The 13,653-nt window shown below is 31.0% G+C and carries 14 protein-coding genes and 1 tRNA gene; 7 read left to right on the top strand and 8 right to left on the bottom strand.

Going from position 1 to position 13,653, the window contains the following annotated elements:
• The first annotated feature begins 82 nt into the window (after nucleotides 1–82).
• Nucleotides 83–2,506, top strand: a complete 2,424-nt coding sequence (locus BM246_RS06255; RefSeq protein WP_074936564.1) for a hybrid sensor histidine kinase/response regulator — start codon at nucleotides 83–85, stop codon at nucleotides 2,504–2,506.
• Here the strand turns inward: BM246_RS06255 and BM246_RS06250 are convergent.
• The 4 genes from BM246_RS06250 to BM246_RS06235 all read right to left on the bottom strand — a co-directional run bounded on the left by BM246_RS06250 (nucleotide 2,499) and on the right by BM246_RS06235 (nucleotide 5,043).
• A complete protein-coding gene (locus BM246_RS06250) occupies nucleotides 2,499–3,839 on the bottom strand; it encodes a sigma-54-dependent transcriptional regulator (protein ID WP_042504172.1) in 1,341 nt (446 codons plus the stop codon). The two genes, BM246_RS06255 and BM246_RS06250, sit on opposite strands and share 8 nt — an antisense overlap.
• A 114-nt stretch (nucleotides 3,840–3,953) precedes the next feature.
• The gene (locus BM246_RS06245; RefSeq protein WP_042496289.1) at nucleotides 3,954–4,283 is read right to left on the bottom strand and encodes a hypothetical protein; all 330 of its coding nucleotides are present in this window, start codon (nucleotides 4,281–4,283) and stop codon (nucleotides 3,954–3,956) included.
• 43 nt (nucleotides 4,284–4,326) lie between these two features.
• A complete protein-coding gene (locus BM246_RS06240; protein ID WP_042496291.1) occupies nucleotides 4,327–4,671 on the bottom strand; it encodes a hypothetical protein in 345 nt (114 codons plus the stop codon).
• Nucleotides 4,672–4,713: 42 nt separating this feature from the next.
• Entirely contained in the window at nucleotides 4,714–5,043 is a 330-nt protein-coding gene (locus BM246_RS06235) for a hypothetical protein (protein WP_042504170.1), read from the bottom strand.
• Between the two features lie 383 nt (nucleotides 5,044–5,426).
• On the opposite strand from BM246_RS06235, the gene BM246_RS06230 reads away from it, so the two are divergent.
• Together BM246_RS06230 and BM246_RS06225 are read left to right on the top strand one after the other, a co-directional pair.
• Entirely contained in the window at nucleotides 5,427–6,014 is a 588-nt protein-coding gene (locus BM246_RS06230) for a DUF3575 domain-containing protein (RefSeq protein WP_081959133.1), read from the top strand.
• Nucleotides 6,015–6,098: 84 nt separating this feature from the next.
• Nucleotides 6,099–6,779, top strand: a complete 681-nt coding sequence (locus tag BM246_RS06225) for a LysE family translocator (RefSeq protein WP_042496295.1) — start codon at nucleotides 6,099–6,101, stop codon at nucleotides 6,777–6,779.
• Between the two features lie 86 nt (nucleotides 6,780–6,865).
• Here BM246_RS06225 and BM246_RS06220 read toward each other — a convergent pair.
• The 3 genes from BM246_RS06220 to BM246_RS06210 form a co-directional block, all read right to left on the bottom strand.
• Nucleotides 6,866–6,936: transfer RNA gene (locus BM246_RS06220), tRNA-Cys, on the bottom strand.
• 50 nt (nucleotides 6,937–6,986) lie between these two features.
• Entirely contained in the window at nucleotides 6,987–7,349 is a 363-nt protein-coding gene (gene folB / locus BM246_RS06215; RefSeq protein ID WP_042496298.1) for a dihydroneopterin aldolase, read from the bottom strand.
• A complete protein-coding gene (locus BM246_RS06210) occupies nucleotides 7,349–7,558 on the bottom strand; it encodes a zinc ribbon domain-containing protein (protein ID WP_074936562.1) in 210 nt (69 codons plus the stop codon). Before BM246_RS06210 ends, folB begins: the two co-directional genes overlap by 1 nt.
• A 114-nt stretch (nucleotides 7,559–7,672) precedes the next feature.
• On the opposite strand from BM246_RS06210, the gene BM246_RS06205 reads away from it, so the two are divergent.
• The 4 genes from BM246_RS06205 to BM246_RS06190 all read left to right on the top strand — a co-directional run bounded on the left by BM246_RS06205 (nucleotide 7,673) and on the right by BM246_RS06190 (nucleotide 12,595).
• On the top strand, nucleotides 7,673–9,682 hold the full coding sequence (locus BM246_RS06205) for a glutamine--tRNA ligase/YqeY domain fusion protein (RefSeq protein WP_074936560.1): 2,010 nt from the start codon (nucleotides 7,673–7,675) through the stop codon (nucleotides 9,680–9,682).
• A 21-nt stretch (nucleotides 9,683–9,703) separates the two neighbouring features.
• A complete protein-coding gene (locus BM246_RS06200; protein ID WP_074936558.1) occupies nucleotides 9,704–10,807 on the top strand; it encodes a TPM domain-containing protein in 1,104 nt (367 codons plus the stop codon).
• Between the two features lie 75 nt (nucleotides 10,808–10,882).
• Nucleotides 10,883–11,368, top strand: coding sequence for a DUF1761 domain-containing protein (locus BM246_RS06195; protein ID WP_042496305.1), 486 nt, complete (start codon nucleotides 10,883–10,885; stop codon nucleotides 11,366–11,368).
• Between the two features lie 66 nt (nucleotides 11,369–11,434).
• Nucleotides 11,435–12,595 (top strand): GNAT family N-acetyltransferase, encoded by a 1,161-nt coding sequence (locus BM246_RS06190; protein WP_042496307.1) that lies wholly within the window; start codon nucleotides 11,435–11,437, stop codon nucleotides 12,593–12,595.
• A gap of 68 nt (nucleotides 12,596–12,663) precedes the next feature.
• On the opposite strand, the gene BM246_RS06185 is transcribed toward BM246_RS06190, so the two are convergent.
• On the bottom strand, nucleotides 12,664–13,590 hold the full coding sequence (locus BM246_RS06185; protein ID WP_074936556.1) for an SPFH domain-containing protein: 927 nt from the start codon (nucleotides 13,588–13,590) through the stop codon (nucleotides 12,664–12,666).
• Between the last annotated feature and the right edge of the window lie 63 nt (nucleotides 13,591–13,653).

Below are 13,653 nucleotides of genomic sequence, written 5' to 3'. Positions count from 1 at the left end.
CTGCATGAATTTTATTTTTTTATGCTAGTTGCTTAGTTGTATATTATCATTTATTTTTAGAGTTAACACAACATGTATTTTTATGAAATATGCTAGACGCGCTATTACTTTTAAAGTTATAATTGGCTATATAATACTTGCTAGTTTAGCTACCGTTTCGGGGTTTTTAATTTTTCATGAAATAAAAACGTTTACAAGTTTACAGAAAGAAGATATTACCGATAGAAGTAAAATTATTAGAGCAGGAAGTTTAATTGCCGATATTTACGAAAATGAAAGTTTAGCCAGAGCTGCAATTCAGTTAAAATCTTCAGAAAAATTTGATGAGTATGTTTTTGAAAACGAACAACTTCTTTTAAAAATAGATTCACTTAGATCACTTATTAACAGTGATAGTCAACAACATATTTTAGATAGTATTAAAGTTTATGTAAACCAAAAGTTTGAAAATATCAAGGAGTTAAAAGAATTGAAAACCCGCGATAATGCAGATGAATCTATAAACAAAGCTATTAATAAACTTACCTCTATAGACTCTCATTTAGGCAAGGTTTCCATAAACGATTTAGTTAAAAATCCTGATGCTTTAGATAAAAAAACGCGTTCGAATTTTGAAGAGTATGTTAAAATACTTAATAAATATAATCCTAGAGATTCTATAAAACAAACCGACCAAGTAGAGATCGATTCGTTGCTGTCCATTTCTAAAAGTATGCTGAAAGATGTGCAGGTTAAATCGAATAATCAGCGGGTATTTTTACAGAAAAAAGAAAGTGAACTTATTCAAAACGATTTAATAATTTTTAGAAAATTACAACAATTATTAAGTGCCTTAGAGCGCGATATTGTAGACTATAGCAGTGTTATTAATCAACAAAGAGAGTTAACAATTAATCGTAGTAAAAATATAATTTTAGCATCTGCAGCTATAAGTTTTATTGTAATTATTATTTTTTCGATTATCATTTTAAACGAGTTTAGAAAAACACAGCGTTACCGAAAACAACTCGAAGAAGCTAATGAAACCACATCGTCACTTTTAAAAAGTAGAGAGCAATTAATTTCTATGGTAAGTCACGATTTACGAACCCCTTTAAGTACTATTACTGGGTTTAGCGAATTATTACAACAATCGGTTCTAGAAAAAAAAGATAAAAATTATATAGAACATATTTCTAGTGCTTCTAATTATATGGGAAAACTAGTGGACGATCTTTTAGAATTTTCGAAATTAGAAAACGGAAATATCACCATAGAATCTATACCATTCAATTTAGAAAATCATATAGAAGAAATTGTTCAACATGTAAAAAATAGCATTAAAAATAAGCCTGTTGAATTTATTTTGGAGCATGATCAATCTATAGAAAATCTCATTATTACAGACCCATTTCGATTAAAGCAAGTGTTGTTTAATTTGGTTATCAATGCGTATAAATTCACAAATGAAGGTAGTATTACCGTATCGAGTTTATTAAAAGAAGATGTATTAGAAATTAAAGTGAGCGATACTGGAGTTGGAATTAATGATAATCAAAAAGAACATATTTTTAAAGAATTTGCTCAGGCAGATAATAATCAAAATAGTAATGATAAAGGGTTTGGATTAGGTTTAACCATTTCTAAAAAATTAGTTGAAATTTTAGGCGGAGATTTAACTTTAGAGAGCGAATTAAACAAAGGCAGTATATTTACTTTAAAAATACCTGTAAAGCGTTCTAATAAGCCTTTAAATGCGAATAACACATCTACAGAGGTATTAGTAAAACCTATTTTTAATTTAAAAGCCATAGTTGTGGAAGATGATGCCTCTATGCAGCAATTTATTCACGATGTTTTAAAACAATACGGTATACAAGCTTATGTATTTGGAAATGCAAAAAATGCTTTAGATGAAATAAAACAGATAGATTTCGATTTTGTTTTAACAGATATCCAGCTGCCAAAAATGAATGGTATTCAATTTATGGAAATTATTAAAACAGATACTTCTTATAAAAATCAACCTATAATTGCGATGACGGGTCGTGCAAAAATGTCTACTAAAGATTATTTAAATAATGGTTTTTCCGAAGTGATCATAAAACCATTTAATTCTAGTAAAATTCAACATGTTTTAGAATCGTTTTTTAGTAGTGAAGGTACTTATATTAAAGAAAAAAATATTAATGAAGAACCTATAGAACCAGAAGGATTTAATATTGTGTCCTTAAGTACTTTTTTTAATAATGATACCGATGCGGTTAAAGGGATATTAAAAACGTTTTTAGACGATACTAAGAAGAATGATGAGTTATTAACTGTTGCTAAAAACACTAATGATATTAACACCATTAATAGCTTAAGCCATAAAATGCTTACTATGTTTAAACAGTTAAATGTTGAAGCAGTTATTCCTTTTTTGGAAACCTTCGAATTGAGTAAAACTATAGAAAATAACGATTTTATAGCTTTTAAAAAAGAGTTAGAAAAGTTTATTAAAACTTTAGAAGATTACATTAATTAATATCGTATTCCTTGATTTTATTGTAAAGTGTTTTTCTAGTAATATTCAATAATTTGGCAGCGTTAGTTTTATTATTATTTGCTTCTTTTAAAGCATTTATAATAAGTGTTTTTTCGTTTTCTTTTGTCGAAAAACTAGCGTTACTCTGGGCCGTTTCTTTAGATTGCGTTAACTCGCTTGGTAAAACATTGGTATCAATAAGTTCTGTTTGTGTTAGCAAGGTGGCGCGTTTAATAACATTAGATAATTCTCTTAAATTACCAGGCCAAGCATAATCTAAAAATATATTAAGCACGCTTTTAGAAAAACCAATAACCGATTTGTTTAATTGCTTATTAGCTTTTTCTAAAAAGAAATCGGCATAAAGAATTAAGTCGTTGTTTCTCTCTTTTAGATTAGGTATTTTAATAGAGAACTCATTCAATCTATGATATAAATCTTCACGAAAAGTCCCTTTTTCAACAGCATTAAGTAGATCTTCATTTGTTGCAGTTATCAACCTAATATCAACATTAATTTCAGTATTGCTACCTACAGGTTTAACTTTTCTTTCTTGTAAAGCACGAAGTAATTGTATTTGATTTTCGTAGGTTAAATTTCCAACTTCATCTAAAAATAAAGTACCACCATTTGCGGCTTCAAAATGACCTATTTTATCTTCTGTTGCACCGGTAAAAGAACCTTTTTTATGTCCAAAAAATTCACTCGAAGCGATCTCTTTTGGAATGGCCCCACAATCTACAGGGATAAATGGTTTATCTTTTCTTAAACTTTCTAAATGAATTGTTTTTGCAACAACCTCTTTACCTGTACCACTTTCACCAGTAATTAAAACCGATAAATCTGTTGGAGCAACTAATTTAATATACTCATTTAAGGTTTTAGAAGCGGCACTAATACCTTTAACAAACTCTGTATTTGTGCTATTTTTTTTATCTGTATTTATTTTTTCTGGTGTACTATTAGTAGTTGCTTTTTGTTCTAAAGCATTATTAATAACCTCTAAAACTTCATCTGGATTAAAAGGTTTAGAAATGTAGTCGAAAGCACCTTGTTTCATGGCTTGTACAGCGGTAGAAACTTCAGCATAACCCGTCATTAAAACAACAGGAACAGTGTTTTTATCCTTTTTTATTTGCTTCAATAAATCAATACCACTACCATCTGGTAGTCTTAAATCGGTAAAAACTAAATCGTATTTTTGATTTTTTAAAAGGGTAGAAGCGCTATTAATATTATAGCTTAAAGTTACTGCATATTGATGGCGTTCTAAAAAATGTTTTAGCATTTTAGAAAAAGAGACATCATCTTCAATTAATAAGATTTGCTTCATAAAAAAGTATTGTTCTACAAATGTATTAAGTTTAATGGATAGGTAAATTTTATAAACACAAAAAAAGACGTTTTATTTCAAAACGTCTTTTTTTTAGAATGGTGTTATATAACACTATTCCATAGTTTCTTGAGTTGCCTCAACATCTTTTGCTTGTAACCAGTTACCATCTTTATCGGCATATACAACATTGTCTGTACCGTCCATAGTAATTTCAAGTTTGTATTGCTCGCTGCTGTTTACATAAGCTTTGTTTAAAGTTGCTGTAGATAAATCTTTAGCTACGGCATCAGTTACTGCAGTTGGTACATTTTCTAAAGCAACTTCTTTAAAATCTTCAGTGATAGAAACCGTTGAGATTTCAGTTTGAATAGGGTTTACTGTTAAAGCGAAAGTTGATAATCCACTTGCTACGATTGCTACTGCTAAAATTAATTTTTTCATGATTTTTTATGTTTTAAATGTTTACTTAATTATTTATAAAATATTACTCTTCAATAGTTTCTTCAGTATCTTGAGCTGGAGCTTCAACGTCTGATGCTTTTAACCAGTTACCATCTTTATCGGCATATACAACATTGTCTGTACCGTCCATAGTAATTTCAAGTTTGTATTGCTCACTACTGTTTACATAAGCTTTGCTGATGGTAGCTGTAGAAAAATCTTTTGCTACTGCTGCAGTAACTTCTGCTGGTAAGCTTTCTAAAGCAATTTCTTTAAATTCTTCAGAGATAGAAACCGTTGTGATTTCAGTTTGAATAGGGTTTACTGTTAAAGCGAAAGTTGATAATCCACTTGCTACGATTGCTACTGCTAAAATTAATTTTTTCATGATTTTTTTGTTTTTAAATGTTTACTAATTATTTATAAAATATTATTGTTCAGTTGATGGTGTTATTTCGATATCTGTCAATTTTAACCAGTTACCATCCTTATCAACATAAACTACATTGTCTGTACCATCAATACTAAGTTCAAGTTTATATTGCTCGCTACTATTTACATAAGCTTTTTTTAAAGTAGCTGTAGAGAAATTTTTAGTTACTGCCTCGGTAACTGCAGTTGGTACATTTTCTAAAGCAACTTCTTTAAATTCTTCCGTGATAGAAATCGTTGTTATTTCAGATGGAATAGGGTTTATTGTTAATGCGTAAGTTGATAATCCACTTGCTACAACTGCTACTGCTAAAATTAATTTTTTCATGATTTTTTCGTTTTATGATTATTGTAAATTGTTTTACGATGAGTTAATTGAAATAAATATGCCGTAACTGAAATTAAATGAATTATTATATGTAATAAGTTGATAATTAAGTGTTTAATTATTTTGTTTAAAAAAAGACCAATTTTTTTTTGTGTAAAAAGTGTATAAAAAAGAATATTCATGGGTAAATATTACCCAACTAATGTGTTTATTTTCTTCGGAAGAAGGAATGCGTGAAAAATAAATATCAAGATTAAAAATTTTAGAGGCTTCATTTTATAGTTTAGAACCTATTTTTAAAAAATGGATACCGTTAAAAACCTTAAATTTGTAACATATCTGATATAGATATCATTAAGTTTAACCAACTAAAAACCAACCAAATGAATTTTAAATTATATACATTCAGTATTATTCTATGTATAGGAAGTTTTCAAATATATGCCCAAGAAGATTCCATTACAGTACAAAAAGAAACATACATAAAAGGTAATGGAGCAACCATTTTATTGGCTGTTCCACATATAGGTATAGAAACTACGGTTGGTAAAAAGTTTAGTTATCAATTTGATGTTATGGCTTCGTTTTGGAATTCTATAGATGGTTTACCTTATAAATTTGGCATTGCCACTTCGGAATTAAGATATCATTTCAAAAAACGTTTTCACGGAATTTATGCTGGTGCACATGTAGCGGGCACAACCTTTAAAATAGCTAAAAACTTTAGAGTCCGCGATTTCGAATATCAGCAAGGTTTGGGGTATATGGTTGGATCTACTATTGGTTTTCAAAAGAAATTAAAAGGCAAATGGATGCTCGATGTTTTTATAGGTGGTGGTTGGCATCAAGGGTATTACAAAGGCTATCATGTAGATACTGGTGAACGTCTAGAACCTGCAACTAAATACAATAAAAGCGGGGAGTGGTTACCTTACCGAGGTGGTATTATGCTAGCGTATAAAATTAACTAGATAAAACAATCTCTAAATTTGATGCATAAATAAAAAATGGTTTATAAAATATTTCATTACTTTGTGTAAACCTCTATTAAATTTATGTTCGACGATATTTTAAGAGCTATTCCTTTCGGAATTATTTTAGCATTCACCATTGGTCCAGTATTTTTTGTACTGCTAGAAACTAGCGCTACAAAAGGATTTAGGAGTGCTTTAATATTTGATAGTGGCGTTATGTTGGCCGATATACTTTTTATATTGGTAGCATTTTTTAGTACTAATAAACTTCTTGAAAAAATAAAAGACGATCCTAATTTTCTAATCTTTGGTGGTGTACTTTTATTGGTTTACGGTTTAATTTCATTTATAAAAACATCAAAATCTTTTAGAGAAATTGTTCGCGAATACCATAAAGTTGAAATAAAAAAAGGCTATGGAAAGTTATTTTTAAAAGGCTTTTTACTCAATTTTATTAATATTGGAGTGTTGCTAGGTTGGGTTGCTTTTATTGTTTTAGCAAACTCGCTTACCACATCAAAAAATGGTGTAGTTGTATTTTTGAGCACTATTTTAATTGTTTATTTTATAACCGATTTAGCAAAAATAGTAGTTGCTAAAAAGCTTAAAAATAAGTTAACACCTCGCTTAATCTACAAAACTAAAAAAGTAATTGCATTGGTTATTTTAGGTTTTGGAGTGTTGCTTTTGGCACAGGCTTTCTTTCCTAAAGAAAAGGAATTACTTAAAGAAAAGTTTGAGCAAATTAATCCAATAAATTAATATTTAAGAATACTAATGGCTTTTAGAGCTATATAAATATTGGTATATAAAAAAAGCTTCCTAAAATTTAGGAAGCTTTTTTGTTGAGGTGTCGAGCGGATTCGAACCGCTGTAGCAGCTTTTGCAGAGCTGAGCCTAGCCACTCGGCCACGACACCTTATTGGAGGTGCAAATTTAAAAAATTTTTACAATTTCCAACACTTTAAATTACTTTTTATGCTTTTCGGTCATTTTTATAGTTACTCGAGCCACGTCGCCACCAATGGGAGGGTTTAATTTACTTACCCAAACTGTTGCTTTGCTCACCATGGTATCTTCTTCAAAAATACGATTTAAAATACGCTTGGCTACCGTTTCTAAAAGATAAGACGGAATATCCATTTCTTCTTTTATAACACGATTTAAAAATACGTAATCTACAGTATCACTAAGTTTATCTGTTTTAGCAGATTCTTGTAAATTAGCTTTAACCTTTAAATCTACGCGGTAATCGCTACCAATTTTTGTTTCTTCTTTTAAACAACCGTGGTATGCAAATACTCGAATGTTTTCAACTTTTATTATTCCCATTAGTTTGTAAATAAATCAAAAATGTTACTCAAGGCGCTCGTTTTGGCTTTGTAAAATTCGGTATATGTACAACGTTTGCACGTTACCGAAGTAAATTTTTTGTTCTGTATATCAAATATTTTAGACCATCGGCCACCAGTGGCGCGCATTTCACCGGTTTCAAATTCTCTATTTCCGCATTTAGGACAAGTGTAATTATTATTTTTCATAGCATAGCTTTTAAAATATTAGTTACAAATAATCCAAATTTGTTACGCTTCTTAAGTAGAATTAGGTCAAAAATAACTTGAATTTATGTAATTTTGAAGCTTATTGATTTAAATATGTCTGAAGAAAGAAAATCACTCAATTTTTTAGAGCAAATTATAGAAGAAGATTTGGCAAATGGAATGCCAAAAGAAAATCTTCGTTTTAGATTTCCGCCAGAGCCTAATGGGTATTTACACATTGGCCACACTAAAGCTATAGGTATTAGTTTTGGTTTAGGTGAAAAATATAATGCACCCGTAAACTTACGTTTTGATGATACAAACCCGGCTAAAGAAGAGCAGGAGTATGTAGATGCCATTAAGGAAGATGTATCGTGGTTAGGTTATAAATGGGATAAGGAATTATTCTCGTCAGATTATTTCCAGCAGCTTTACGATTGGGCTGTATATTTTATAAAGGAAGGAAAGGCTTATATCGATTCGCAGTCTAGCGAAGCTATGGCCGAACAAAAAGGAACGCCTACACAACCAGGTGTTGATGGACCTTTTAGAAATAGAAGCGTTGAAGAAAACCTCGATTTATTCGAACGTATGAAAGCGGGAGAATTTAATGAAGGTGAACATATTTTACGTGCTAAAATCGATATGCAACATGTAAATATGTTAATGCGTGACCCGATTATGTATCGTATTCTAAAGAAGCATCATCATAGAACGGCAAACGATTGGTGTATTTACCCAATGTACGATTGGACGCATGGTGAAAGTGATTACTTAGAGCAAGTATCACACTCGTTGTGTTCGCTAGAATTTAAACCTCATAGAGAGCTTTACGATTGGTTTTTAGACCAAGTGGTTACAGAAGACAAATTACGACCAAAACAACGTGAATTTGCACGTTTAAACCTAAGTTACACCATAATGAGTAAACGTAAGTTGCTTAAATTGGTAGAAGATGGTGTGGTAAACGGTTGGGACGATCCACGTATGCCAACCATTTCTGGTTTGCGTCGTAGAGGTTATACGCCAACAGCTATTAGAAAATTTGTTGAAACTGTAGGTGTTGCTAAACGTGAAAACGTGATAGATGTATCGCTTTTAGAATTTTGTATTCGTGAAGATTTAAATAAAACGGCACCACGTGTTATGGCGGTTTTAGACCCGATTAAAGTGGTAATTACAAACTATCCAGAAGATAAAGAGGAATGGTTTGAAGCTGAGAATAATCAAGAAGATGATGCCGCTGGTTTTAGAAAAGTGCCATTTTCTCGTGAAATTTATATAGAAAAAGAAGATTTTAAAGAAGAAGCGAGTAATAAGTTTTTCCGTTTGAAATTAGGCGGAGAAGTACGATTGAAAAACGCTTATATTATTAAAGCAGAATCGGTTTTAAAGGATGCTAACGGTAATATTACAGAAGTACATTGTACATATTGCGATGGTACGGAACGTCGTGTAAAAGGAACCTTGCATTGGGTTTCTATGAAACATGCTGTAAAAGCAGAAGTTAGAGAATACGATCGTTTATTTTTAGATGAATCTCCAGATAGTCATCAAGACAAAGACTTTATGGAGTTTATAAATCCAGATTCTTTAAAATTGGTTGAAGCTTTTGTTGAGCCAAGTTTACAAGATGCTGAGGTAGGGCAAAGGTTCCAATTTCAACGTTTGGGTTATTTTAATGTGGATAACGATTCGTCTTCAGATAAATTAGTATTTAATAAAACCGTTGGATTGCGTGATTCTTGGGCTAAGGTTAAACCACAACCAGCAGCTAATACAAATGCGAATACTAACAAGCAAAAGCCACAACAACAGTCGCAAAGAAAAGCAATTGATGTGATTCAAAAATTAGGTAAAAAGTATACCAATTTACCTGAAGAAAAACGCCTAAAAGTTAGAACTGAAATTTTAGAACTAGCCAAAGACGTGACTTACGATGAGGTTGAACCACTTTTTAACACTGCTGTTAAGAAAGTAGGAACTCGAATTGCTGTGGCCCTTATTTTGAAAGTTTTAGTAGAAAACGGACAAACCAAAAATGATGATGTTAATAGCTTTATTGAAAAAGCATTGGAAGATAAAAATGAGTTATTAGTAGAAGAAGCTAAAACGTTCAATTAAATACTTGGTTACTTACAACATTTGAGTAAAATAAAATTAATAATCCTCTTGTTTTTTGTTTGGTTTCAACATACCAACGGGCAAGAGGATTTTCCTATTCTAACCGAAATAGTAACCGATAAAGCGGCTCTTTTCAGCGAAAGCGAAACTTTAGAACTTAGAAAAAAACTAAAGGCTTACGAAACTAAAACTACGCACCAAATAGTAGTTTTAACTGTTAATTCTTTAGAAAATAATACAGTTGAAAACTATGCTTTACAGGTTTTTGAAAAGAATGAACTCGGACAAGAAGAAGCCGATAATGGACTCTTAATTTTAGTAGCAAAAAACGATAGAAAGTTTAGAATTGAAGTAGGTTATGGTCTAGAACCCATAATTACCGATGCTTTCGCGTCTAGAATTATTCGAGAAACCATGACGCCTGAGTTTAAAAAAGGCGATTTTTATAAGGGTGTAGATTTAGCAACTTCAAAAATTATTAAACTTATTGACGATCCCAAATATAGAGATGAATTTACCAATTTAGTAGAACAAGAAGGTAAAATGCCTTTATGGGGAAAAATAATTATAGGGTTTATTTTACTTATATTTTTGAGTCTTTTTATTGGGGTTGGATCTACTGTATTTTATAAAGGTTTTAAGCAATTAATAAACGTATTTCGCGGTTTAATTACCGGTAAAGTAAGTGTTGTATTATTTCCATTTTTATTAGTGTCTTCATTATTAACAATTGGTTTTAGTTTACCTTTTATTATTATGCCGCTCCTTTTTGGTATTTTTATTATTGGTATCGCATCAGAAAATAATATAGATATTGATCCTTTTGAATATTTAGAAAGTTTACCATTAACAGCAATACCAATTACTATGGTTTCGTTAGTTGTAATATTTATTATTCTACCCTTAATTATTGCTATTTACACGAGATCTAATAAAGACTATGAGTCTGTTAAATTTTCATTTTTAAAAAGTGATAAAAGTTTTATGAGTAAGAATTTCTCTTCTAGTGTTTCTAGCTCTAGTTATAGCCGGTCAGGTTCAGGTTATAGCAGTTCATCCTCAAGTAGTAGTTTTTCTGGAGGTGGAGGAAGTTCTGGAGGTGGTGGTGCTAGCGGAAGTTGGTAATAGTAGTTTGTTGTAAATAAACAAGTTGTAACCTAAATTTAATTACCTTTAAACACGAATTGAACTTTAAATATTATGGATTTTTTTAACCCTATTGCGCTTTTATTAGCGGCTGTTTCTGCGTTGGTTGTTGGTTTTGTTTGGTATAACCCAAAAGTATTTGGAACTATTTGGATGAATGAAGCTGGTTTAACCGAAGAAAGTATGAAAGGTGCAAACATGGCTAAAATTTTTGTTTTGGCTTTTATTTTTGCCTTTTTATTAGCGATGACTATGATGCAAATGAGTATTCATCAAACCGGAGCCTTGAGTTTGGTTGGTGGTGATGCTTCTAAGGCTTTACCATCTTACACGGCTTTTATGGCCGATTACGGTAATCATTTTAGAACTTATAAACACGGCGCTCTACACGGTGTTTTAGCAGGCGTATTTGTCGCTTTACCTATTTTAGGTACCAATGCATTGTTTGAACGTAAGAGTGCTAAATACATCCTTATAAATGCAGGATATTGGATTGTTACTTTAGGTGTTATGGGTGCTATTATTTGTGGTTGGAAATAGTATTTTTGTAAACTATTAACTTATTTAGAGACTGAGAATTAAAATTTTCGGTCTTTTATTTTTCTATTGATACACTATAAAATTTATAACGCATGTAATGAACTTCCAAAAAACTGGGACGTTCTTGTAAAACATGATATTTTCTTGCAAACAGGCTATTTACAGGCCTTAGAAAATGCAGCGCCAAATAATTTGGAGTTGTTTTATATTGGTGTATTTAAAAACGATGTTTTGGTTGGTGCGGCTGTTACACAACGTGTACAATTGTATCTGCATGATATGTTTAGAAAAACCGATACGTCGTGTTTTAAAAACTATATGCGCGATTTAATTTCTAAAATTTTGAAAGGAAATATTCTTGTTATCGGGAATTTAACGCATACTGGGCAACATGGTTTGTTTTTTAAAAGAAACGAGATCTCTCAGGAAGCTTTTTTTAAAATTACACAAACGGCTTTACATGAAATAAAGTCTGTTATAAAAGCCAAGCAGAATAAAACTATTAGAATGTTTGTGTTGAAGGATTATTTTGAAAATGATCCAATTCATAAAGAGAAAGATAGCTTAGATATTGCTAAACTGCATCAGGTGGTTATGCAACCTAATATGATGTTTTCTATAAAAAAAGATTGGCTTACTATTGAAGATTATACTGCAGCCTTACAGAAAAAATATAGAGACCGTTATAAGCGGGCTAGAAAGAAATTAAACGACATAAAGGCGATAGAATTATCTACAGAGGATGTTAAGAATAATAATGAAACCTTACATCAATTATATTTAAACGTTTCTAATAATGCCAAGTTTAATACCTTCATTTTACCCGAAAATCACTTTTATAGTTTAAAACTTCAACTAAAAGATAATTTTAAAGTCTTTGGTTATTATTTAGAAGATAAATTGGTTGGTTTTTATACTTTAATTCAGAACAAAAGAGTACTAGAAACTTATTTCCTTGGGTATGATAGTGAACATCAATACTCCAATCAATTGTATTTAAACATGCTTTACGATATGCTTAAATTTGGTATAGAAAACCGATTTAAAACTATTGTTTATGCACGTACTGCAATGGAAATTAAAAGTTCGGTAGGCGCAGAGGCTAAACCAATGTTGGTGTATTTAAAGCATACTAATGCCATAATGAATGGCTTATTAAAGCAAATATTTAAATTGATGAACCCGTCGCAAGATTGGGAAGAACGCCATCCTTTTAAAACTTCTTAATAGAACAAAAAAAATCCTTAAAGTTTATACCTTAAGGATTTCATTTTAATTAAAAAAATAGAGTTATACTATTCTTTAATTTCTTTCTTTTTATTGTTTTTCATTGCTTCACCAATTTGGTTACTCGCTGCAAAACTAGCTACCATATCGTTTAGCATATTACTTCCTGCTTGTGGCGAATTTGGTAGTAAAATTAAGTTACTATTAGTTTCGCTACCAATGGCTTGTAAAGTATCGTAATGCTGTGTTACCACTATTAGCGCCGATGCTTCTTGGCTATTAATACCTACTTTGTTTAAAACCTCTACAGATTCTTCTAAACCACGAGCAATTTTGCGACGTTGATCTGCAATACCTTGCCCTTGTAAACGTTTACTTTCAGCTTCAGCTTTAGCACGTTCTACAATTAAAATACGTGCAGCATCACCTTCATATTGAGCAGCTGTTTTTTCTCTATCGGCAGCATTAATACGGTTCATGGCTTCTTTTACTTGCGCATCTGGATCAATATCTGTTACTAAAGTTTTTATAATATCGTAACCATAGTTTTGCATGGCATCGTTTAATTCTGATTTTACAGCAATCGCGATATCATCTTTTCTTAAAAATACATCATCCAAAATCATTTTTGGAACTTCGGCACGTACCACATCAAATACATAACTTGTAATTTGATCGTGCGGATAATCTAGTTTGTAAAAAGCGTCTTCTACTTTTTCTTTAATTACTTTATACTGCACAGAAACTTTTAGACGCACAAATACATCATCTTTAGTTTTAGTTTCTACAATAACATCTAATTGCTGAATTTTTAAACTTAAACGGCCTGCAATTCTGTCTACTAATGGAACTTTCCAATTTAAACCAGATTGGCGTATACCTTGGAAGCGCCCAAAGCGTTCTACAATAGCAGCAGTTTGTTGCTTTACCGTAAAGAATGAAGAAATTAAAATAAATAGCCCAAATACAATAAGGGGAATGAAAACGAAATCCATAGAATTTTTATTAAATGATTAGAAAAATTAAGATACGAAAATTAAACTATATTTGGAGATTTA

The organism is Algibacter lectus (assembly GCF_900112395.1).
GTDB classification, from domain to species: domain Bacteria; phylum Bacteroidota; class Bacteroidia; order Flavobacteriales; family Flavobacteriaceae; genus Algibacter; species Algibacter lectus.
This window is presented reverse-complemented; position numbering and strand designations above follow the sequence as displayed.

Bases quoted from the DNA above. Each gene is read 5' to 3' on its own strand.
- BM246_RS06255 (WP_074936564.1), top strand. From the start codon at position 83: ATGAAATATGCTAGACGCGCTATTACTTTTAAAGTTATAATTGGCTAT.
- BM246_RS06250 (WP_042504172.1), bottom strand. From the start codon at position 3,839: ATGAAGCAAATCTTATTAATTGAAGATGATGTCTCTTTTTCTAAAATG.
- BM246_RS06245 (WP_042496289.1), bottom strand. From the start codon at position 4,283: ATGAAAAAATTAATTTTAGCAGTAGCAATCGTAGCAAGTGGATTATCA.
- BM246_RS06240 (WP_042496291.1), bottom strand. From the start codon at position 4,671: ATGAAAAAATTAATTTTAGCAGTAGCAATCGTAGCAAGTGGATTATCA.
- BM246_RS06235 (WP_042504170.1), bottom strand. From the start codon at position 5,043: ATGAAAAAATTAATTTTAGCAGTAGCAGTTGTAGCAAGTGGATTATCA.
- BM246_RS06230 (WP_081959133.1), top strand. From the start codon at position 5,427: ATGAATTTTAAATTATATACATTCAGTATTATTCTATGTATAGGAAGT.
- BM246_RS06225 (WP_042496295.1), top strand. From the start codon at position 6,099: ATGTTCGACGATATTTTAAGAGCTATTCCTTTCGGAATTATTTTAGCA.
- folB (WP_042496298.1), bottom strand. From the start codon at position 7,349: ATGGGAATAATAAAAGTTGAAAACATTCGAGTATTTGCATACCACGGT.
- BM246_RS06210 (WP_074936562.1), bottom strand. From the start codon at position 7,558: ATGAAAAATAATAATTACACTTGTCCTAAATGCGGAAATAGAGAATTT.
- BM246_RS06205 (WP_074936560.1), top strand. From the start codon at position 7,673: ATGTCTGAAGAAAGAAAATCACTCAATTTTTTAGAGCAAATTATAGAA.
- BM246_RS06195 (WP_042496305.1), top strand. From the start codon at position 10,883: ATGGATTTTTTTAACCCTATTGCGCTTTTATTAGCGGCTGTTTCTGCG.
- BM246_RS06185 (WP_074936556.1), bottom strand. From the start codon at position 13,590: ATGGATTTCGTTTTCATTCCCCTTATTGTATTTGGGCTATTTATTTTA.